Below are 19,761 nucleotides of genomic sequence, written 5' to 3'. Positions count from 1 at the left end.
GAAGGATGCAATTTTTACCCGGATTAAATTAAGCTGTCAATATTACCCGGGTTTAATTAGCGCAAGTCTTCGGGATTCATCGACGCGTCGCGGACGTACGGATCGCCCGGTTCGGGCCGCAGTGTCGCCTCGATCTCGGGCGGAAACGCCGGGATGTTGCTGGTGCGCATGACGGCCCAGCGCATGATCGCGTGCAGGTAGTTGAAGGGCGCCAGGATCAGGTAGGCCAGGCCCGGCTGCTGCGCGTCGTTGGCGAAGATGCGCTCCTTGCCGAAGGCAAAGCTCTCGCGCTTGCCGTCGACCGGCATGCAGAACAGCACCGCGTCCAGCACGGCCTGCGGCCCCTCTTCCATGTAGCGCCGCAGGAACTCCCAGTGCGAGTAGGCATTCTCGACGCGGCTGGTGGCGATGCAGAACGCAAAGGTCTCCTTGACCGTGACCCCGTCGCCATCGAGGATCAACCCGCGGATATCCCAGTTGAGCCAGCCGAAGGTGCCCTTGCCTCGTCCCAGGGTGAAATAGATCTTGTCCCACGGCGCGGTCAGCACAGTGCCGTCCAGCCGGAAGACGTGCACCAGGCGGCGCTTGCGATCCAGGGCGATGGGGTAGTAGGTCCAGCGGAACATCTCCTTGCAAGCGACCCAGGCGCCGGCGGCGCCCAGCGCCGCGCACATACCCATGCCGATGAAGATGGCTTCCCACAGGCCGTTCTCGTTGGGCAGTTCGCCCACCACCAGGATCCAGGCCAGCATCAGGATGCCGCCGACGCCGAACGCCACGCCTATCGCCCCCAGCAGCGCCACGAAGCCACGCCAGGCATACCAGCGGTCCACCGACAGCAGGCTGCCGGCATTCATCCTCACCACGCACAGCTGCGCCAGCAGCGGCACATCCAGCCGTTTTTTCTGCAGTAGCCGGTGTTCGCGCTCAAACGCCGTCAGCGGACGGTTATTGGGGAACCTGGGCATCAGCCCGGTGAAATCCATCAAGACCCTCCCAGGGCCACGCGCAGGCTGTTCACTTCCTGTTGCACGCCATAGTAATAATCGGCCCCGGACACCCCCTGCAGCTTGCCCCACAGGCAGCGCTTGAGCCATTCGTCGATCTTGTTGCCCTTGAACTTCTCGATCAGCACCGCCACGATGATCAGGAACACCGCGGCGATCAGGCCCACGACCGTATACGACAGCGCAAACGCGCCGATGACGACCAGGCTGAGAATACCCGAGGCCAGATAAAGGCCGCCCATCAGGCCGTTCTTTTCGATCATGAACTGGTCCTTGCTGGACTTGAAGTCGAACACCGCCATGATGATGCCGGTCACGACCCCGATCCGCCCGCCCCAGCGCACCAGCAGCGTGCTGGTGGTTTCAATGCCCAGGCCCATGCCCAGCCGCATGCCGGCGGCCTGACGCCCCTTGAGCGCCGTGCCCAGCACGTCGGCCACCGAACCGCCGGCCGCCGCGATGCCGACCACGAATTTCCAGCTGGCGTCGCCTCGCTCGTGCGGCATGGCCGATTCCAGGTCGCTCCAGAGCTTGTACACCGCCACCGTCTGGAACAGGCAGCCGACCACGCCGACCCGCACATCCGTGTTGATCGCCGTGCGCCAGCGCGACAGTTCCTTGGCCTCGTATTCCTCGATCGTCATGGTGGCCTGCGCCAGTGCGCGGGCCCGGTCGCCCGCCCGCATATCGGTCGGCACCCTGCCGGCGGCATCCCTGTCCACCATCATGAACCAGCGCTTCTTGTCGCTTCCTTCCAGTTGCTCGCCGCGCACTTCCAGGCGCCGCAATTCGTCCGCCACCGCGCGCTCCATCTGGCGCATGTCCACCTTGCCGCCATGCTGGCGCAACAGTTCGCGGATCAGCGCCGCGCGGAAGGTCTTCTTGCCGCCTTCGACCTCGACGATCACGACATTCTGCCGCGCCAACAGCCCCAGGTACATGGCCAGCTTGCGCGCAATCGAACTGTCCACGCCCAGCCTGAGCACATGCACCACCGGGCCCATGATCTGCTCGAGCAGGCGCGCGGTCTTGTCCATCTGCCCTTCGCTCAGCACCTTGAGGCCGGTCTTGTAGGCCTCGTGCAGATTGCCCCAGGGAATGGCCTTCCAGTCCAGGGCCGCCTCATGCGCCTCGACCACCTTGCTGACCACGAAATCCTGGTTATGGAACATGGCGCGCAGCAACAGGTTGCGCGTGTCGGTCGGGTCGCCTTGCAGCCAGTCGGCGTACTGCTTGAAGCAGACCCGCTTGTCCTGGGTGCCGTCGATGCACAACGCCAGCACGGTCTGGTAGACCTCGCCGCTGTCGGCGTTCTTGACGTCGTAATTGCACTGGAACGATTCGCCCGTCTTCTCGCAGGTGAGCCAGGCCACATGCGCCTTGGCCATCGGCACGATGGTGGCCGCGTCGAATTTGGTCAGGCGCTCGTCGAAATCCTTCTGCCACGCCCGGCGCGCGTTTTCATCGTAGTTGTCGAAGTACTTCTTCCAGGCATCCCAGCGCACCGTCTGGCGCTCCTGCTCGGTCGGATGGCGGTAGTTTTCCGCCTGGGCCATGCGCTCTTTCCGATTGTCCGGGTTGATCCAATCCATCAGCAGCTGGGCCACCGCCAGGCCGCCCGCGCCCGAGCCTCCGGGGCCGGCCCCCATGTTCGGGGTGCTCGTGCCATAGACGGCGTGGTTGTTCGCCTCGTCGCCGCGCTGGCGCAGGAAATCGCTCTCGGCCGACTGCATGATGATTTCGCTGAGCGATTCGATCGACTTGGACACGGTCAACGGCCGCACGTCCTGCGGATTCGAGACAAAGTCGTCAAAGCGCATGCGCATCAGCCGCGCGAGGTCCTGCAGGATGGCGCTTTCGGGCGTTTCGCCGTGATGCAGCGAATAGAACGGCCGGAACTCCACCACCGAATCGCCCTGCGCGTTCTGCCGCACCAGCCGCACGCGGTCGATGGAATAGACCTCGTAGCCGTAGGCGCGGCGCGCATCGGCCACCACCGGATACGACGCGGCCGCATGCGTGACGCGGATGGGATCGGCGCGCTGCTCGAACAGGTTGATCACCGGCGTGCAGCCCAGCCGGAAGTTATCCGCCGACGCCGACTCCAGCAGGCGCGCGGTATTCGAATCGGCGCGCAGCCCCTTGACCGGCAGGTGCAGCGTGAACTCGCGCACCGGCCCCACCGCGCGCCGCAGCGCCGCCAGGTCGATGTCGACGAAGTTGAATTTCTCGGAAAAGACGAAGTACTCGGCCAGCAGCCGGTAGGCCGGATGCGAGCTGGCCGGAAAGTCGATCAGCGCATCGTCCTCGGCCAGCCCCACCTGCGCCAGCGGCACCTCGGGCAGCCGGTTCCAGCGGCCGGGCTGGGTTTCGACATAGGCCGCCGCGGTGCGCAGGAACAGGCAGTCGCGCAGCGCCGCCACGAACGAGGGCTCGCCATGCAGATACACCCGCAGGCGGTCCACCGCCAGCGTGGCGAAGCTTTGCGTTTCGGCCAGGCAGGCCAGCGTCAACGACAGCCGCCCGGTCACGCCGGCAGGCAGCTGCGTGGACGACGGCGCGTTGGCGGTCGACGCGAACACGGCCTGGCGGATGGCCACCGGCGCCAGCGTCACGTCGTAGGCCGTGCGGAAGCGGCAGGCCACCCCGCGCACGGCATGCGATTTCAATTCGGTGCCCCGCGCCACGCGCACGGGCGCGGTCAGTTGCGCCGCCACCCCGCCCATGTCGAACTGCGCGATCGAACACGACGGAAACGGCCGCAGGTAATGCGGGTACATCACTTCGAACAACGCTTCCGTGAATTCCGGATAGTCGTCGTCCAGCTTCTTGTTGATGCGCGCCCCCAGCAGGGCGAACGATTCGATCATCCGCTCGACGTGCGGATCCTCGCAGGTCTCTCCCGACAGCCCCAGGCGCGCGGCGATCTTCGGATAGCGCTGGGCGAAATCCCGCGACGAGCCGCGCAGGAACCCCAGTTCGCGTTCGTAGTACGGCAGCAATTCTTCCATCTTTCCCTTCCTCGCCGGCGGCTGGCCGCCGGCGCCCGCGTGCGTTTATGTTGTCAGGCGGCCGCCGCGGCCTTGGCCCAGCCCTTGCTGACCGAATACTGCAGCGTTGACGGCTGCAGGGTCGCGTCGAACGTCACCGGCTCGTGGGCCGGGCCGACGTCCAGCATCGCGGTGATCGCGAAATACAGTACCGACGTGGCGCGGCTGTCGACCTGCAGCACCACCCGCACGTGCGTCAAGCGTGGCTCGTGGCGCGCGATGGCCTGCTCCAGCGACCGGCAGATGAACTCCCGGTCATAGTGGCTGGCCAGGCTGAGCCCGGAAAAATCCGACAGCCCGTAGGTCAGGATCGACCGCTGGCAGTTCGGATAGCGCTTGAGCGACGCCTCGGTGAAGACCATGCGGGTATTGAGCAGGGCCTCGATGTCGCGCGCGACGGTTTCCTTGATTTCCTCGACGGACAGCCGGCGCAGCGCGTGCGGCGCCGGGCCTTCCGCCTCGAACAATTTGTCGAACAGGCTGGGTTCGAATCCCTTCATCACGGACCTCTTTCAGAAAACCGCGGCCCGCAGACGGGCCGCGGCCTTCGCCTTGTCGCGCGGTCGGGATCAGACCGAGTAGGTCTTGTCGTTCTTGGTCAGGCTCCAGGCGCCCTGGGAATTGCCGCCCTGGTTGCCGCCGACCTTCTGCTGCGTGTACTTCCACTGCACCGCGGCGTACTTCAGCGAGAACGATTCGTGCGGCAGGCCTTCGCTGACCACTTCCGGCGCCACGCGCGAGATGATCACGTACTTGAGCTTGATTTCCAGGTACTTGACGCGGTTGCCCTCGCCGTCGGCGCGCAGGAAGTCGATGGTCACTTCGTCAAAGGTGGTGCCGCCCGAGGCGTGCTGATACAGCAGCGGGCTGACCACGTCCAGGTCCTTGGTGAAGACCATTTCGCCGTGCTCGGTGCGCTCGGCGGTGTGGCCGCCCGAGGTGGAGGCGGTGGCCGAACGCGGCTGGATGATCTCGTGGCGCCACGAGCCCACTTCGATCCAGTCCGGGTGGTCCTTGTCCTGGGACTCGCCCTTGAGCGCGGGATTGCCGAATTTGACGTAGATGTCCTTCATTAAAGTACTCTCCGGTTAAAAGCTTTGGATCAGACGGTCATCACGATTTCTGGGCCTGGGCGGGCAGTTCCGCAACCAGACGCAGGGAAATCGACAGCTCGTCGAGTTGGAAATGCGGCCGCAGGAACGCCACGGCCCGGAACACGCCAGGACGACCCGGCACTTCGGCTACTTGCACCGATGCTTCCCGCAGGGGGAATTGCGCTTTCTGCTCCTGGTTCGCGTTGTCGTCCAGCAGCACGTACTGCGAGACCCAGCGGTTCAGGAAGCTCTCGACGGATTGCGCGGACGCAAAACTGCCGATCTTGTCGCGCATCATGGCTTTCAGGTAGTGGGCCACGCGCGACACCGAAAAGATGTACTGCAACTGCGCCGACAGCACCGCGTTGGCATTGGCGCTGTCGGTGTTGTACTTCTTGGCCTTCTGCACCGACTGGGCGCCGAAGAACGCGGCGTAGTCGGAGTTCTTGCAGTGCACCAGCGGGATCAGGCCGAGGTCGCTCAGTTCCTTCTCGCGCCGGTCGGTGATGGCGATTTCGGTCGGGCACTTCAGCGCGATCTCGCCGTCGTCGGTCTTGAAGGTGTGGGTCGGCAGGTTCTCGACCAGGCCGCCGCCTTCGACGCCGCGGATCGCCGCGCACCAGCCGAAGTCGGCGAAGGCCGCGGTCAGGCGCGCGCCGAAGGCCCAGGCGGCGTTGCACCACAGGTACTTGGAATGGTCGGTGCCGTCGACGTCCTCGACGAAATTGAAGCCTTCCACCGAGGTGCCCTCTTTCGGGTCGTACGGCAGGCGGCCCAGGAAACGCGGCATGGTCAGGCCGACATAGCGCGAGTCCTCGGAATCGCGGAAGCTGCGCCACTTGGTGTATTCGACGGTGTCGAACACCTTGGCCAGGTCGCGCGGCCGGCCCAGGTCGGCAAAACTGTCCAGGCCCAGCAGCTCGGGCGAGGCCGAGGCGATGAACGGGGCGTGCGAGGCCGCGGCCACGTGCGACATCTGTTCGATGAAGTACATGTCCTCGGGCTGGCGGGTGTCCGACACCACCACGGTGCCCTTCATGACTTCGCGCGCCAGCTCGCCGATCAGGTCCTTGGCGCGATCGTGCTCGGCGGTGGATTTGGCCACCCGGCTCTGCTCGACGATCTGGTCGAGCAGGCCCGAGTCGGCGGCGGCGGCCGGGGCGGCCGCGTTCTGCGCGGCGGCGGAATTACTCATTGCTGCCTCCCTTGCCGTCCTTGCCGGCTTCGCTGGTCAGTTGCTGCAGTTTTTCCGTGCTGCTGAGCACTTCGCCCAACAGGTCTTCCAGCTTGTCGTTGCCGGCCAGCTTGTTGCGCAGGTCGGCCAGCTTGGTGCGGATCTCCAGCAATTCCTTGAGCGGTTCGATCTGCTGCACCACCGCCTCGGGCCGGAAGTCCTCGATCGAGCGGAACTTCAGGTCGACGCCGAAGGTGCCGCCCTCATCCGTCAGGCGGTTCTTCACGCGATAGGCGGCGCGCGGTTCGAGGCCGCGCATCACGTCGTCGAAGTTGTCCACGTCGATGTTGACGAACTTGCGGTCCTTCAGGCGCGGCAGCTCGGCTTCCGACTGCGCGCTGAAGTCGCCCACCACGCCCACGACGAAGGGCAGTTCCTTCTGCTCGATCGCGTCGCCCTTCTCGACGTCATAGGTCAACTGGACGCGCGGCGGGCGTACTTTCTGGAGTCTTTTCTGAACGCTTTCTTTCTTAGCCATGGGGGCTCCAAGCGGATGCGTATTGACGATGGCAAGCGGACCCGGCCAGCCGGGTCCGGCGGCCGATCAGGGTTTGTTGAGGAGGTTGCCGAACGGATCCGGCGCGCGGCCCGATGCGGGCGGAGGCGTCTGGGTGGACGACGTGGCGCCGCCCGCCTGCGCCGGCTTGACCGCGGGCGTCGCGGGGGTGTTGGCGGCCGAGGCCGGCGCGCCGCCCGTGGCGGGCATACCGGCTGCGGGCGTACCGGCTGCGGGCGTACCTGCTGCGGGCGTGCCAGCGGCGGGCGTGCCCGTGCCGGCGGCGTCGTTGCGCGGCTTGGGCGGACGCGCGCCGCCGCCGCGCGGCGGCTTGCGGCCCTCGGGGAACAACACGTCCTGGCCCAGCGTCTCGCGCATGGCGGCGGCCAGGGCCACCGCGTCGCTGCGGGCATTGCCGGCCAGCAGCGCGTCGGCGCGCAGGTCCGCCAGCGATTGCATGGCGACGTCGACTGGTTCCTGGAATGCCTGTTCGAATACACGGACCCGGCCGCGGGCGTGCGGCGCGTGCCCGTTCCGCGCGACCGCCTGACGCCGCTGCCCTTCGATGCGGCCGAACCCAAGGCCTGCCACGCCGTCAACATCCGCCTGGCCGGACTGGTGCCGATACCGGCCACCGGCAGGCTGACCCTGCGCGTGCGGCTCATGGAAAGCGCCGCCGCTGGGGTGGCCTTCCCCGACACCAACCTGCTGTGCGTGGCGGCCCTGTCGCCCTTCGAGCCGGTCACCATGAACTACCAACAGGAAACGCTGGTCCACGAGATCGGCCACTTGATCGGCATGGTCCCCAGCGGCCCGGAATGGGCCCGGGCCCACCCGGACGAAGCGGAAATGGATTCTTCCAAGCTCGACAAGGGCCCGTTCTTCTATTCCCAGATGGGCAACCACTGCCACTTCGGCCTGCCCGCCAGCCAGGCCGATCCCACCCACACCGGCGCCTGCGTGATGTTCGGCGGCGACTGCCAGAGCATCCGCTATTGCGTGCATTGCGCCAAGGCCGTGCGTAAAGTGGACATGTCCCGTGGCTGGTCCTCGTTCTGACGGCCGGCGCCGCCTGGCGCCGGCCCTGGCCCTGCTGCTTGCGGCCGCGCTGGCCGCCGCGTCCGTGTCGGCGCGGACCGTGGGCGGTCCGCGCGCTCCCTCTTCATCCGCTACCCCAACCGCTTCCATGAATACCGACTGGATCGACCCGCCCGCCTTCGCCACCGCGCCCATCGGCACCGTGCGCGACCACGCCTGCATCCCGCCCAACCACGGCAGCGATGACCAGCTGAACATCGCCGCACCCGCCCGCGTGCGGCCGCAGGCCACCGGCGCCCTGGTGATCCCGGTGTGCGCCCAAGGCATCATCCCGGTGTCGCAGAACCAGCAACTGCCGCGCTTCGTGGCCGTCAACACGCAGACCGGCAAGACCTACGAAGGCGTGGCCTACGAATACAAGCGCCGCAGCCCCCCGCCGGGAATCGAGGTCGACGAAATTCCCGGTTCGCGGCCGCCAAAGGGCATTCCGATCAGTCCCGGCATCAGCGTCGGCACGCAGTTCAGCACCGACCTGGCGGCGCAGGTGGGATTGCCCACGGAGCCGGCGAAATACGAGGTGTACATCGAGTCCAACGGCGTGCGGTCCAATACGGTCACGATCGAAGTGCAGGCGGCGCCCTAGGCCTGGCGCGGCGCTGCCCCCGGCTGAGCATGTTCCCGCTCGAAATCCTTCTGCTCATGGGTGGCATGGCGCTGGCCGTCGGCGTCGCCGTGCTGGGGGTGGCGATCCAGGTGCTGCGCTTCATCCACTGGGGGTACTGGGCCGACGACGCGACCCACGGCGAGCGGCCCCATTTCACCGGCCCGCTGCTGGCGCTGGTGTTCAGCCTGCTGGCCGCCAGCGAAATCCTGCCGTTTCACCCGATCCTCGACCGGATCCATGAACTGAATCCGGTGCCGCCCTGGGCGACGGAGTATTACGTGGTGGCGATGCTGGGGTTGATGGTGCTGTCCTGGGTCTATGGAGGCAGGGTCAAGCACTGGCTGTGGAACGGGTTGCGGCGATGGCTGCGGCGCTCAAGAGTGCAGGAGGAATAGGATGCGTAAGGGCTTGATAGCCTCGCTTATGTGGCTGGGAATGCTGGCTGGCTGCAATAGCGAACCCAGCTACTCACGCCTTACGTTCGCGACGCTCAATTACACGCCCTGGGATCTCGACAATGTTCGAATCACCGATTCGGAAGGCCGATCCGCCAGCATCGGTTCAATCGGTGTCGGTGGAGGTGAAGGTTCGGGTTCGTGCTGCTACACCTTGAAAGGCACGGATTTCACGGTGACTTGGCGGGGAGCGGACGGCGAGGAAGTCAGGAAACACGTGTACGACGGAAAGGTCGACGAGGTGATTTTCAACAAAACAACCTCGGTACACCTTCCCGCGACCGAAATCCCCAAGGGAGAGGGTCCCTTGTACCTGCAGCTGCATATTTATCCCGATGAGCACATGGAGATTGCGCTTAGCCGCAAGCTGCTGGGCCAGACGCGGATTCCACTCGTTGACGCGACGGACTGGCTCTACGACCAACATCGTGAAGCATTGAAAAACTATCGCAGCCGCTCGGAGCTCTTGCGCGTACTGGCAAAAGTGGCCAGGGTTGCCTGGATAAAGTATCGGATTGAGGAAAAAGACGATATGAAGCAGTACATGTACATGTACTTCACGGTGGCATCGAACTTTGACTCGGACCCCGATATCGCGACGATACTCTCGCGGCCAGATAGGAAGCCGGGCGATTTCGGGCGAGAGATAAAGAATTTGCCAGGAGGGAAAATGGAAAACTTGAAAGCCAAGGGAAGCCCTCCAGGAGAGAAAGATCTCTCATCTAGCCTCAGGTCGGATTGACGTTGACCACCCTCCCGCCGCAGGAGCTTCAACCATTCTTGTCGCCCGGCGGCGTGCCCTGGGCTTTCAAGCGTGCGATGGTCGCCACCGGCAATGCGGCGACGGCCTTGGCGAAATCGCCCGGCTGGCGGCCGGGTTGCGACAGCAGCGCGGCAATTTCCGGGTCGGTGTCGAAGTCGGAGGCGACGGTGAAATACAGGCGCATGTATTGGCGCATGTCGACTTCCGCCTCGATTCGATATTTCTTCCACGCGGTCCCGGCTACCTTCCCCAGCACACGCCGCACCTCGGAACTACTGCCGTAATTCGCCAGCGCATCGCGGTGTTCTGTGTATAACCAACGCGTGACAGCGACGATCGGAATCCGCGTCTGTCCCAGCAGCTTTCGGCTGAGCGCGAGTTCCATATGCTCGTCGGGGTAGATATGCAACTCCAGGTAGAGGGGACCTTCTCCCGCGGGAATCTCCGAGACGGGAAAATGCACCGGGGCCGTCTTTTCGAAGATCACTTCATCGAGTTTTCCATCGAACATATGCCGTCTGGCTTCTTCAGCATCCGCCCCTCGCCATGTGACCTTGAATTCCGTACCCTTCAGGGTATAGCAGCATGAGACCGAACCCTCTCCTCCTCCCACGCCAATGGCGCCGGTCACGGCCGACCGCCCACTGGCGTCGGTGACTCGAACCTGGTCGAGGTCCCAAGGCGTGTAGTTGTAGACGATGAAGTTGATACCGCGATACGTCGGTTCGCCACCGCAACCTGCAATGCCCGCAGCCAGCACCAGCGCCAGAATCCACCCAAGCCGCATTTCGATTCCCCGCTGCCAGCGCGTCGTCTAGGGCCGGGCCGGCGCCATACTATCCAGGTTCGCCCGCATCTGGTCCACGCGCGCCGCAGCGGCGGTGTCGCTCTTCATCTTCGCCTCCTCGGCCTTGAAATCGGTCTTGCCGAAAATGTCCTTGTCACGCGTGCGGAAGTACAGCGTGGTGCTGGCCAGCAGGTGATCCGGCCAACTGCTCAGCATGGCGTCGTGCACCAGGAAGTCGAACAGCGCCATGACCTTGGGCGGCAGCGGATTCTTGCCGGCACTGGCTTCGCGCCATACGTTCAGCAGGCGCTGTTCGGTGGCCCGCCTTGCCTTCATGTCGGCGAATGGGTCCTTGGGCTGGTCTTCGTCGGTCAACTTGCCGCCATTGCGCACGATGATGTCGTTGCGCATCTTTTGCATATCGCGCGGGCCCTGGTTCACCTGCTCGATGCGGCGCACCAGCTCAGGATTAGTGCGGCGGAGTTCGTCTTTGCGCCGCTCGTTCTCGGCATCCTTGCGCTCGGCGTCTTCCAGCGCCCGGTATTCCTCCTCAAGCCGCTGCCACAACGGCTTGAACCGCTTGGGCGGCAACTCGCCACGGCTGGCCGCCGCGCGCTCCCAGCGTTCGTCCTTCAGCGCCTCCAGTTCTTTCAGGCGAGCCGTGTTTTCGGGCTTTGCCCGCTCTTCGCGGGACAGCCCCGACACGCGGCGGAGTTCTTCGTTGTATTCCTGTTCGGGCGTGAAGAAATCGCGATCCTTGATCCACTTTTCCGCGGGATCTGACAGCTCGCTCTTGAAGACGGGGTCCTGGTAGCGGACGGCGAGCCAGCGCAGGAAGACTTCCATGTGGGGCATGAAGTCGATGCCGGGCTCGTACTTGACGACACCGCGATAGGCCTCGACCAATTCCATCGCGTTGTAAGTCTGATTGCCCTCTTTGACGCCGGCCGCAAGTGAGAATTTGCCATACGTACGGGGTCGGGCAACCGCCAGCTTTTCCATGCTGTAGAGCGCCGCCCCATTCGCCAACGCCAGGTTCAGCATATCGCGCAGGGGGACACGCGAAAGCTCGGTTCTGGCGCCCAGCGACCCCTCCGGACTGACGCCAGTCACGTCGCCGCTGGATCCCGGATACAGATACTGTTCGCCGCGCGTTTTTTCCAGGCTGTCCAGCCGTTGATTCGAACGCAATTCGTGACCGGCGGCGAAATGGACGCACTTTTCCACCGCGGCGGGGACAGTCAGCGTGCGATCCTTGTACGTCTGCTTGAGAAGATCGGTAAACGGCAGGAAATTCAGGAACGCGTTTTCGTCCATGATCGATGCCACCGAGTCGAACAGCCCCAGGAACCGGATGCGGATCGCGGCGTCCGGCGCGCCTTTTTCGCCCCGGATCGCCAGATCACGATCATGGCGGCGCCGGTATTTCTTGACGACATCATTGACGAACTGGCGCGCGATGACACCGCCTCGATCGGCGCCAAAAACCGAAATCTCGATATGCCGAACGCTGGTTTCGGCCCTGATGACGTCGTACGCCTTTTTCAACTGCGCCAAAGCCGCATCCACACGCACGTCCACGCCGGTTCCCATCAGATAGGCGACCGTCTCGTTGTCGCGAATGACGGGCACGCCTTCAAGAACGGTGGTCTTCACGGTTTCCTTGCCTGCGGTCCAAGCCACTTTGAGCGGATTCTTCTTGAATCCTGCCCAGAATCCCCGCACGGTTCCCTTTGCGCGATTGACCATTCGCTCAGGATCCCAGGCGTTCCAGATGCGAACCACCTTGTCCGGCAGCGTCTTGACGTCCTTGACCACGTCCTTATACGCCTTGACCATAGGCTGGAAGGAGCCTTCCTTGATCATCTTCTGCGTCGCGCTGCTAAGACGCTTGACCACGTCATGCTCCGGAATCTCATCCATGCGGGTGATGTTCTTGCCCGCGGATTTCAGATTCTTTGCCGCTTCGCTCAGCATTTTGTTGCCCGCGACTGTTACCCCATAGAACAGGCTGTCGTCCGTGGCATCCTCATTCAACTCGGTACCCAGACCGGAGCAATAGAATCGAAACCAGTATTGTTTTTCCGGACGTCCGCCATCCTTTGGCGCGTAGTGCGCTTCCCATAGCCTGCTGATATTCGAGTACAGCGTCGGATGCGGTAAGTCCGCATCCCGGTTGCGACCAAACCCGTCGAAGAAAAAGCCGATGCGAATCACCGCGCCGCATTCGAGGCAATCGTCCTTGGGATAGGCGGCGTCCTGCTCCACCATCGCCTTCAGTACGGAAGCCGGAGTCCGGTCAACCGCCGGCAGTTGTACAGCCTGATCAGCCATTCTTGTCTCCAGGCGGTGTTCCGGTTTTCTTCAATTGCGCAATTTTTTCCTTCGGCAGTTCGGCCAACGCCTTGCCCAGATCACCAGGCTTTCGTCCCGGCGCCGACAGGAGGGCCGCGATCTGCGGATCGGAATCGAAATTCGACGCCACGGTGAAATAGAAAAGCATGTACTGCTGAAAATCGCGCTTTTCTTCGATCCTGTACTTGGTCCAGGCCGTTTTCGTGACTTTCCCCACGACCCGGATCACCTCGTAGATATCGCGATAACCCCCGAACGACTCCCGATGGTTCTTGTAGAGCCAGTCGGCAGTATCGGCGATCGGAATACGGGTCTGCCCGACAAGTTCCCGGCTCAAGGCCATTTCCATGTGCTCATCGGGGTAAATGTGGAGCTCCAGATACAAAGGGCCTTCTCCCGCCGGGATTCCCTTCGGATCGAAGTGCACGTTGCCTTCCCTGTTGAACGCCAACTCATCCATTTTTCCGTCGGTTAGATGCTTGATCGCCTCTTCGCCGTCGATACCGGACCATGAAACGCTGAAGTCAGTCCCTTTGAGCGTATAGCAGCACGTCACCGAACCTTCGCCGCCGCCCGATCCGATTGCGCCGGAAGCCGCCATCCTTCCTTCGCGGTCCTTGATCTGCACCCAATCCACGTCCCACGGCGTGTAGTTGTAGGTGACGATATTCAAGCCCTTGTAGACCGGTTCCCCATTGCATCCCGCCAACAATCCGAGACTCAGCAATACACTCACAAACCACTGCTTCATACCGCACTCCCCTCTACTTTTTCCTGCTCCGCCCGCAGCAGCCCATCCCACACCGCGTCGGGCACATGTGCCAGCGCCTGCGACAGTCCCTCGCCCTGGAAGGCGCGCAGCGCCGGCGCAATCGCCTCGTGTTCGTCAAAGCGCGGGGAAATCGTGATGCCCCACGCCACGTAGTCCAGCATGTCGCGCTCGCTGGCGATGCCGTATGAGCGCGCCCGCGCCATCTGTTCAGTCACGCGCTCGACCAGTTCATCCTGCCGCAGTTCGCCCAGCACGCCCAGGTAGATGCGGCGGATCTGCACCGCCAGCTTGTCCGGATAGTCCAGCTCCAGCAGCGCCTGGTGCTGCGCCAGCGTGAACGGTTGCTGCCGGGGCGCATCGTCGGCCGGCCGCTGGCCGGGGCCGGTCCACTGCGCCAGGGTGCCGTCGCGGCGCGGGTAGCGCAGCAGATTGAACGGCGCCAGGAACCGCGCGCGCTCGGCCGGCGTCCACACCTGGAAGGCGCGGTCCAGGATGCGGCTGTCGTACAGGTGCAGGTAGTACTCGCGGCCATCGGGCAGGCCGTACTCCCCGTAATAGGCGAAGTGCGCCATCAGTTCGGCCAGCGGCAAGGGCGACACCAGATGGGTCAGCGCATACGCGCCGCTATCGCTTTGGTGCAGCCGCTTCAGCAAGCGCAGCAATTCCGAGGTACGCGGCTCGCCCGGGTCGCGCGACAGTTCGAAACGGGTCAGGTCATCGACCTCGATCAGCAACGGCGCGATGTCTTCGTAGATCGCCAGTTCGGTGCCAACCCAGATCGAGCCATGGCTGAGATCCGCGCTGGCCCGGATCGGCCCTGCCAGTTCGGCGTGGCCGCGAAAATCCACCAGCAGAAAGGTATTCAATGCGGCGCCGACATCGGCGGCCAGCTCAACGGCCTGGGCCAGCGTGTCGCTCAGGCGCGACTCCCAATTCATCATGCCGCCCCTCATGCTTTGTCGGTGATCGACTGCACGCCATCCTGCGCGTCCAGCACGCACTGCTTGCAGACGGTGAACTGGGGGAAGGCATACGGCAGGCGGTCCGGCCCGGCGAACTGCTTGTTGCCGGTCTTGACGTCGATGCGGCCCGGCGCGGTGACGGTGATGTTGCCGCCTTCGAGCACGATGCTGGCGCCGGCCGCCGTGGCGATGCGGATGCGCTTGGGCGCGGCGTATTCCACCGCCGTCTGGGCGCTGCCGATGGTGATGTCCTGCTGCGCCTGCACCCGCAGGATGTCGTGCTGCGCCTGCACGTCGACATTGCCCTTGGCCGAGATCAGATCCAGCCCCGACTGCGCTCCGCCCTGCTGCAGGCCCGCCACGATGCCCAGGCCCTGCCCCGCATGCAGGCGCAGCGCGCCCATCACCGCCAGGTTCTGGTCCTTGCCCGCCGACCAGTGCAGCGCCTCGCCGGCGGTGTACTGCAGGTGCTGGCCGGCCACCTGCGCCACCCCGGCGCGCGCGGCCATCAGCACCACCGGATCGGTGGCGTGCGGCACCTTGCCTGGCGCCGCGTCGGTATGCTTGGCCGAGGCATCGCCGCGCGCGCCTTCCACGCTGTCGCCGGCCACCGTGCCCGAGACCGCGCGGTGCATGGCCGCCAGCGGCGCCTTCTCGCCATCGAGCACGCTGGCACCCGGGCCCCGGGTGCCCTGCACCGTCGCCAGCCGCAGGCCCTGGTGCGCGCCCGCCACCCCGTCCAGCGAACGCGCCATCTGGTCGGTCTGGCCCGCCAGCGTCTGCACCGCGGCCGCATCGCCGATGGCGCCGGCGTGGGCGCCAGCGGCCGTGTAGGTGCTCAGCAGCACGCCCGCGCCGCCCCGCACCGCGCCATAACCGTCGGTGCGCAGCTCGGCGCCCACGCCGCGCAGGCCGCCACGGTAGTTGCCCGCCTGGTGGATCAGGTGGCCCAGGTTCAGCTCGCTGGCCTGCGCGCTGCTCTTGATCTGCAGGCGCAACTGGCTGTCGGTGTCGTCGAACACGATCTGGTTGTAGCCCGCGCCGCCAAACTCCTTGCTCTTGAAGCCGCTCAGGGCGGCCGCGTTGCGGTGGTTCTCCTCGCCCGCCGCCGCGCCGTGCCAGGCCGGCGCGTTGCCCGCGGCCAGGTTGGCCTGGGCGCTGGGCGCGTGGTCGCGCGCCGCCGCGTAGACCTGCGTGTCGGCCTTGGCGCCCGCGCGCCCGCCCGGCGTGGCCGGCGTGCCGCCCTCGCCACGGCCGTTGTACAGCGCGCCCACCACGATGGGCTGGTCGATGTCGTCGTCCACAAAGCGCACCAGCACCTCCTGGCCGATGCGCGGCACGAAGCTGATGCCCATGCCCGCGCCCGACTGACGCTGCGCCACCCGCGCCCAGCGGCTGGCCGCCAGGCCCTCGCCGCCTGCCTGCCAGTGAAACCGGATGCGCACGTCGCCGCGCTTGTTGCGCAGGATCTCGTCCTGCTCGCTGGGCTGGGTGCTGCCCTCGGCGTCGGTCACCACCGCCGTGTGCACGCCGTGCACCGACGGCGCTCCGCTCAGGCGCGCTCCGCGCGCCTCGGGCAAGCGCGGCCGCCAGGGACGATCGCAGCGCACCGCCTCGAAGCGGTTGGCGTAGCCGACCTCGCGCGCCTTGGCCAGCACGGCGGCATCGGCGGTCAGGCTGGCCGCCTCGTGCGGCCGGGCCCCCGGCGCGGGCAAGGCATCGATATCCAAGGCCAGGTGCGCGTCCAGGCCGCCCAGCCGCTGGGCCAGCGCGGCCCGCGTCTGCGGCGGCAGGTTGTTGATGCCGACGTGCTCGACCCGGTCCAGCGCGAACTCCGGTTCGAAGCCGGCCTCGTCCGCCGGCCCCAGCGCCGACAGGTCCTGCAAGGTGAAGCGCGTGCCCGAGCGGAAGGTGCGCACCACCCCCAGGCCGGCGAAGGTCTCGGCGCGCGCCCGCAGCGCTTCGGTCGCCAGCTCGGCCTGGCGACGCGCCTGGGCCGGGTCGGCAAAGCCGCCATGGCCGGCCACCTCGTACCAGTCCAGCGCCGCCGCTTCGTCCTGGCCGCTGGCCGGGTTCACCAGCGCCTGCGCCGCCACCGCCCGCTTGCCGCTGTCGTGCCAGCCCAGCAGCGTAATGCTGTCGGGCACCCGGCGGCGCTGGCGCGCCAGCCGCTGCACGGTGTCGCGCGATTCGGTGGCCGCGGCGCGCTGGAAGCGGATGCCGCCGCCGGCCGACTCGGCGTCCTCGGCCAGGTTGCGGCTGTCGGCGAACAGCTGCACCACGTGGCGCGCCGGCACGCTGTCGTCTTCCAGCACCGTCCAGCCCAGCCCGGCCTCGGCCAGCAGGCGCGCCACGAAGTCGTAGTCGGTCTCGCGATACTGGGTGGTGTAGGGGCGCGGCGCCAAACCGGCCAGCGCCGGCTCGACGTCGGCGGCAACGCGGTAGACAAAGCCTTCGTAGCCGTCCAGCACCTGGCGCACGATGTCCAGCACCGGCTTGCCCTCGAACACGCGGCTGGCGCGCCGCTGCGTGGCCAGCCACAGCCACGGCACCACCGTCAGGCGGTAGCGCGCCAGGCCCGCGTCGCCCGACAGCAGCTCGGCCTCGCGGACCACGCCGCTGCGCCCGGCCTGGCTGCCGTCGGCGCGCGTGGTCCACAGCGTCACCGGGCGCGAGATCATGTCCTGCAACGCCAGGCCGGCATCGTCCGACAGCGCCACCACGCGCAACTGGCCCACGCCGGACAGCGCCTCGCGCGCGATCCAGCCTTCCACGTGCAGCGACGCCAATGCGCCCTCGCCTTGCAGCCGGTAGAGCCGGGTGTCGGAATTGAACAGGCCGGCGGAAACGCTCGAATCCATCACTTGAAAACCTTGATCAAACAGGCTCACGGTTCGACGTGAGATTGCGCGTTGGGACATTCGGGCGCGGTGCCCCAGTGGCCGGCGCAGACGCGCAGGCGACATTGTTCGCTTTCCAGGAAGCCGAGCTTGCGGCATTCCGCCAGGCGCGCGGACAGGGGTGAACCGGGCAGTTCGCGCACGAACACGCCGTCGGTCTTGTAGACCTTGGTGCCGGGCGGCGAGGCGGGCGGCAGGCCGTAGGCCATCAGCGTGGCCAGCAGCGCGGCGTCGCTGTCGTTGCGCGGCGGCGTCTTGCCGCGCGCGGGCGCGGACTTGGTCGTGCCCGCCTTGGGCGCGGCGGCCGATGCGACCGCGGCGGGCGCCGTGGTGGCCGTGGCCTCGTGGCCCCTTTCGGCGTTGCGCGGGGCCGGCGCCTTGGCCTGATTGGCGCGCGGCACGGCGGCGGGCGCCGGCGCGGGCGTCGTGACGGCCAGCGCCGCCAGTGGATTGGCCGGCTCGACGTCGGCATCGGGTCGCGTCAATTGCGCCAGCGGATGTTCTTCAATGATGGTGGCGGCGGACGAAGGCGGCGGCTCGCGGTTCTCCGGCGCCGGAGCGGGCGCCTCGGCCTTGGCGACCGGCGCGGCCGCGGGCGGCGCGTTGTTCTCGACGCGCGCCACCACCACCGGCAGTTCGGCGGTGTCATACACCGCCCACAGGCCCGCGCCCACGAAACCCAGGAACAACAGCAGCAACAGCGCCAGCACGGGCGTCCTGCTGCGTTGCTTCGGCGGCAAGTGCTTGGTCTCGGCCTCGGGCACGCGGCCCTCGAGCGAGGCGAGAATGCGCGACGACTGCCGCTCGTCCGACGCGGACGGGCGGCCAGCCAGCAGACTGGGAATGGAGGGAGGTGGTCGCGATCTTTTTTCGTCTTCTGCCATGCGAGGTCCCGTATTGGCAGGGGTATTGCCACCCCCTGATAACCAAGGTGATCGAGAATACCCGATGACATCTTTTAGATCACGGCTTCTTGTTACGATTCCTAAAGCATCGACGCTGTCTGCAACGCCGTTACGCTTGCCTCAATCACGAATAGAACAAAAGATTACGCCTTCGTGATTGAGGGATACCGTTGCTAGTCCTGCTGCCCCTATATTTTCTGCTCGCAATCGGCGTTTCCGCGCTGCTGGTTTTCCCCGCCCTGCGGGCGGGAACCGCGCGGAGCGTACGCGCGTTCGCGCAGGGTTTGCGCCGCCGCGTGGCGCGCGGCGCGGGGCATGCGGGCGGAGTGGTAGGCGGGTCGGCGCAGGTGGTGCGCAGCGGATTCGGCCGGGCCGGCAGCACGTTTTCGCTGTACCGCTGGCACATCGCGGCAGGGCTGGCGGTGGTGTTGCTTCCGTCCCTTTTCGCTTTCGTCATGCGACACAATCACACATTTATTTACGAGGATCGGATGGCCGGTCCGGACCCTCGTATCCAGGCCTTGTTGACGGGTGAACGGCTGGTGCCGCCACCGCCCCTGCCGCCTGAAGTGTTCACCACGCGCGAAGTGGAATTGGTGCGTCCGAACCTGGGCGGCGCGAGCCGCGACTGGAACCTGCTGGACGCCGATTACCGCCAACGCCTGCTGGCCGCCTATCGCGTCATGCGCGAAGAACATGGCTATGAAATGGTGCTGATCGAAGGCTACCGCAGCCCCGAACGCCAGGAAGAGCTGGCCGCCAAGGGCTCGCACGTGACCAACGCGGGCGCCTACCAGAGCTATCACCAGTACGGCCTGGCCGCCGACAGCGCGTTCCTGCGCGACGGCAAGGTGGTGGTATCGGAAAAGGATCCCTGGGCCATGCGCGGCTATGAATTGTTCGGCGAGACCGCCGAACGGGTCGGCCTGACCTGGGGCGGGCGCTGGAAGCTGATGGACTTCGGCCACACCGAATTGCGGCGCCCCGGCGTCATGCGACGCGACGCGGGGGCCGCGCAATGATCCGATCATCTCGCGCGACTACCCTGCTCCCTTTGCCTGCCCCGACAACCGATTACCGCTACGAATACACATGACCCGCTTTCTCAAAACCGGCCTGCTGCTGGCCCTGGTCTTCGGGGTGGTCTGGCTGGCCGTCATCATCTGGTGGCAGGAATCACGCACGCTGCCCACCGGGCTGGACATCGGCCTGTATCTGTTCGCGCTGCCGCTGGCGCTGATCGCGGCTGGCTGGGCCGGCCTGCGCATCGCGCGCGCCC

18 protein-coding genes and 1 pseudogene are annotated in these 19,761 nt (G+C 65.8%); 6 read left to right on the top strand and 13 right to left on the bottom strand.

Features of this window, described 5'->3' with window-relative positions; translation table 11 throughout:
- Positions 1-56: 56 nt before the first annotated feature.
- The 7 genes from AruCF_RS12060 to AruCF_RS12030 form a co-directional block, all read right to left on the bottom strand.
- Positions 57-986 (bottom strand): DUF6708 domain-containing protein, encoded by a 930-nt coding sequence (locus tag AruCF_RS12060; RefSeq protein ID WP_083036741.1) that lies wholly within the window; start codon positions 984-986, stop codon positions 57-59.
- Positions 986-4,018: a type VI secretion system baseplate subunit TssF gene (gene tssF / locus AruCF_RS30135; RefSeq protein WP_302473880.1), complete on the bottom strand. Its 3,033-nt coding sequence runs from the start codon at positions 4,016-4,018 to the stop codon at positions 986-988. The genes AruCF_RS12060 and tssF overlap by 1 nt, the downstream gene beginning before the upstream one ends.
- 53 nt (positions 4,019-4,071) lie before the next feature.
- Positions 4,072-4,557: a type VI secretion system baseplate subunit TssE gene (gene tssE / locus AruCF_RS12050; protein WP_054416617.1), complete on the bottom strand. Its 486-nt coding sequence runs from the start codon at positions 4,555-4,557 to the stop codon at positions 4,072-4,074.
- Between the two features lie 69 nt (positions 4,558-4,626).
- Complete coding sequence (locus tag AruCF_RS12045; RefSeq protein ID WP_006384074.1) at positions 4,627-5,130, bottom strand: Hcp family type VI secretion system effector; 504 nt, start codon at positions 5,128-5,130, stop codon at positions 4,627-4,629.
- Positions 5,131-5,170: 40 nt separating this feature from the next.
- Entirely contained in the window at positions 5,171-6,346 is a 1,176-nt protein-coding gene (gene tssC, locus AruCF_RS12040) for a type VI secretion system contractile sheath large subunit (protein WP_083036739.1), read from the bottom strand.
- Positions 6,339-6,863 (bottom strand): type VI secretion system contractile sheath small subunit, encoded by a 525-nt coding sequence (gene tssB, locus AruCF_RS12035; RefSeq protein WP_006384072.1) that lies wholly within the window; start codon positions 6,861-6,863, stop codon positions 6,339-6,341. The genes tssC and tssB overlap by 8 nt, the downstream gene beginning before the upstream one ends.
- Before the next feature lie 66 nt (positions 6,864-6,929).
- Entirely contained in the window at positions 6,930-7,340 is a 411-nt protein-coding gene (locus AruCF_RS12030) for a hypothetical protein (RefSeq protein WP_174655156.1), read from the bottom strand.
- Here AruCF_RS12030 and AruCF_RS12025 point away from each other — a divergent pair.
- From AruCF_RS12025 to AruCF_RS12010, 4 genes are all read left to right on the top strand, one after another.
- Positions 7,335-7,940, top strand: coding sequence for a hypothetical protein (locus AruCF_RS12025; protein WP_254431194.1), 606 nt, complete (start codon positions 7,335-7,337; stop codon positions 7,938-7,940). The two genes, AruCF_RS12030 and AruCF_RS12025, sit on opposite strands and share 6 nt — an antisense overlap.
- 127 nt (positions 7,941-8,067) lie before the next feature.
- Positions 8,068-8,562: a hypothetical protein gene (locus AruCF_RS12020; RefSeq protein ID WP_236749434.1), complete on the top strand. Its 495-nt coding sequence runs from the start codon at positions 8,068-8,070 to the stop codon at positions 8,560-8,562.
- A 29-nt stretch (positions 8,563-8,591) separates the two neighbouring features.
- On the top strand, positions 8,592-8,978 hold the full coding sequence (locus AruCF_RS12015) for a hypothetical protein (protein WP_063568882.1): 387 nt from the start codon (positions 8,592-8,594) through the stop codon (positions 8,976-8,978).
- 1 nt (position 8,979) lies between these two features.
- Complete coding sequence (locus AruCF_RS12010) at positions 8,980-9,780, top strand: DUF3304 domain-containing protein (protein WP_063568883.1); 801 nt, start codon at positions 8,980-8,982, stop codon at positions 9,778-9,780.
- Positions 9,781-9,808: 28 nt separating this feature from the next.
- On the opposite strand, the gene AruCF_RS12005 is transcribed toward AruCF_RS12010, so the two are convergent.
- From AruCF_RS12005 to AruCF_RS11980, 6 genes are read right to left on the bottom strand one after another with little or no spacing between them, the layout of a single operon-like run.
- Positions 9,809-10,588: a DUF3304 domain-containing protein gene (locus tag AruCF_RS12005; protein ID WP_063568884.1), complete on the bottom strand. Its 780-nt coding sequence runs from the start codon at positions 10,586-10,588 to the stop codon at positions 9,809-9,811.
- A 27-nt stretch (positions 10,589-10,615) separates the two neighbouring features.
- Complete coding sequence (locus AruCF_RS12000; protein ID WP_063568885.1) at positions 10,616-12,922, bottom strand: T6SS phospholipase effector Tle1-like catalytic domain-containing protein; 2,307 nt, start codon at positions 12,920-12,922, stop codon at positions 10,616-10,618.
- Entirely contained in the window at positions 12,915-13,694 is a 780-nt protein-coding gene (locus AruCF_RS11995; RefSeq protein ID WP_063568886.1) for a DUF3304 domain-containing protein, read from the bottom strand. Before AruCF_RS11995 ends, AruCF_RS12000 begins: the two co-directional genes overlap by 8 nt.
- Entirely contained in the window at positions 13,691-14,656 is a 966-nt protein-coding gene (locus AruCF_RS11990; RefSeq protein WP_063568887.1) for a DUF4123 domain-containing protein, read from the bottom strand. The genes AruCF_RS11995 and AruCF_RS11990 overlap by 4 nt, the downstream gene beginning before the upstream one ends.
- Positions 14,657-14,664: 8 nt before the next feature.
- Entirely contained in the window at positions 14,665-17,538 is a 2,874-nt protein-coding gene (locus AruCF_RS11985; protein WP_083036731.1) for a type VI secretion system Vgr family protein, read from the bottom strand.
- Positions 17,539-17,564: 26 nt separating this feature from the next.
- A complete protein-coding gene (locus AruCF_RS11980) occupies positions 17,565-18,461 on the bottom strand; it encodes a hypothetical protein (protein ID WP_157130040.1) in 897 nt (298 codons plus the stop codon).
- Between the two features lie 191 nt (positions 18,462-18,652).
- Here AruCF_RS11980 and AruCF_RS11975 point away from each other — a divergent pair, with 191 nt between their 5' ends.
- Both AruCF_RS11975 and AruCF_RS29475 read left to right on the top strand, forming a co-directional pair.
- Positions 18,653-19,504, top strand: a complete 852-nt coding sequence (locus AruCF_RS11975; RefSeq protein WP_063568511.1) for a M15 family metallopeptidase — start codon at positions 18,653-18,655, stop codon at positions 19,502-19,504.
- A gap of 70 nt (positions 19,505-19,574) precedes the next feature.
- Positions 19,575-19,761 (top strand): annotated as a pseudogene (locus AruCF_RS29475) (hypothetical protein); the annotation flags it as partial.

Source organism: Achromobacter ruhlandii (assembly GCF_002082135.1).
Lineage (GTDB): Bacteria > Pseudomonadota > Gammaproteobacteria > Burkholderiales > Burkholderiaceae_B > Achromobacter > Achromobacter ruhlandii.
This window is presented reverse-complemented; position numbering and strand designations above follow the sequence as displayed.